Annotated in this window: 1 protein-coding gene and 1 pseudogene; both read right to left on the bottom strand. The window is 66.5% G+C overall.

Going from position 1 to position 1,679, the window contains the following annotated elements:
- Window positions 1-619, bottom strand: a pseudogene (locus EOA60_RS31860) (type VI secretion system membrane subunit TssM); the annotation flags it as partial.
- Window positions 619-1,679: type VI secretion system protein TssL, long form (tssL, locus tag EOA60_RS31855; RefSeq protein ID WP_128312539.1), on the bottom strand; the 1,061-nt coding region annotated here is incomplete at its 5' end. The gene tssL and the pseudogene EOA60_RS31860, both read right to left, overlap by 1 nt.

The following is a 1,679-nucleotide window of genomic DNA, read 5'->3' as shown; positions in this document are numbered from 1 at the left end:
TGAGAAGATCGAGGAAACCCAGCCATTCCGTCGCGTCGACATCCGGCTGGCTTTCCTGCTGGACGTAACGGCCGGCGGTGTCGATCAGCACCGCATTCTCCGAGAAGAACCAGTCGCAATTGCGCGTGCCGCCGACGCCCTGCAGATCGTCGGTGAGATCGATCGGGAAGTTGAGGCCTGACTGTCGCAGCGCCGTGGTCTTGCCCGTGGCCGGCGGTCCGACGATGACATACCAAGGCATCTCGCGCAGGAATTTGCGGCCGCCGAGCTTGCGTCGCTTGAGCTCCGCCATCACCTCGCCGAATTTGGCGCCGACTGCGGCAACGCTTTCCTCGCCAGGAGTGAGCTGCTTTTCCGCCACGGGCGCGGCGATCTCGGCGACGAACATGCGGTTGGCGCGGATCGCGCGGCGCTGCGCGATGATCAGCCAGATCAGCCACAGGATGATCAGCCCGGCGATGATGGCGATGCGCACATTGTCGGAATCGAACGGCGCATACGGGCCGACCTGGACGATCGGGCCGAACACCCAGATCAGCAGGGAAAGCAGCGCGATGCCGATCAGCGTCCAAAGGAAGCGCGAAGTGAGAACCGCCCAGAGGAAGCGCAGGATGAACATCAGAGCCTCTTCTCGACCAGGACCTCGACGCGGCGGTTGAGCGCGCGGCCCTCGCGCGTCGAGTTGTCGGCCACCGGATCGGTCTCGGCGCGGCCTTCCGAATGAATGCGCTCCTGCGGGACGCCGGCCTGCACCAGAAGGTTGGCTATGGTCTCGGCGCGCGCTTCCGACAGCCGCTGGTTCGACGAAAGCGGGTTCGATTTCTGCAGGCGCACATTGTCGGTGTGGCCGACCACCGTGACGTTCCCGATCAGTTCCTGATTGGCGAGGATCACCTTGGCGATCGATTCGATTAGAGGCTCATAGCCCTGCGTGAGTGTTGGCCGCGCCGACTGGAACAGTTCGGGATTGGAAGACTGGATGACGAGCTTGGCCAGCGACACGCTCTCGGTCCCGCTCAGCGCCCGCTTGAGACCATCCGGTGCCTCGGCCTTGAATTCAGGCAGCAGCGCAAAATCGACCGGTTCCGGCTGCGGCGCCTCGGGTTCGGGCGCGTCGACCTTGGGCGCGGCGCGGGTGACGTCGCCCCGCGAGGGCGGCGGCAAAGCGCGGACCAGGGCGGAGAGCTCGACCGCCTGGCTGCTCAGCCCCATCGACAGGCCGACATAAGCAGCGGCGGCGATGACCACGGCCGCCAGCGCCATCACCCAGATCGGTACGATGAAGCGCTGCGGCTCGTCCGAGGCGATCACGCCCTTCCAGTTCGGCGACAGCGGCGCATCTTCGGCGTCGGCATTGCGCAGGAAGCGCGCCGCCGCCACGCGAACGGCATTGAGCGAGCGGTCGCCGGCGCGGCCAGGCACGCGATATTTGCCGCGGAAGCCGAGCGCCAGGCAATAATATTGCAACTCCAGCATTTCGCGGTCGCGGTTCGGATGCCTCTCCAGTTCGTCGAGCCGCGAGAAGAACTGCGTGCCGGCATCGACGTCGCCGCGCAGCATCACCACCAACGGCTGGCGTGGCCAGGCGCTGGCGCCGCCCCAGGGCGTGTTGAGCGCGAGGTCGTCGAGCAAGGCCGCCACCGCCCAGGCGGCCTGATCGGCCCGCTCCAGCGACGAGC

Origin of the sequence: Mesorhizobium sp. M1A.F.Ca.IN.020.06.1.1, assembly GCF_004023265.1 — a bacterium.
Taxonomy (GTDB): Bacteria; Pseudomonadota; Alphaproteobacteria; order Rhizobiales; family Rhizobiaceae; genus Mesorhizobium.
The sequence above is the reverse complement of the archived record's forward strand: the minus strand, read 5'-3'. Positions and strand labels throughout refer to the sequence as shown.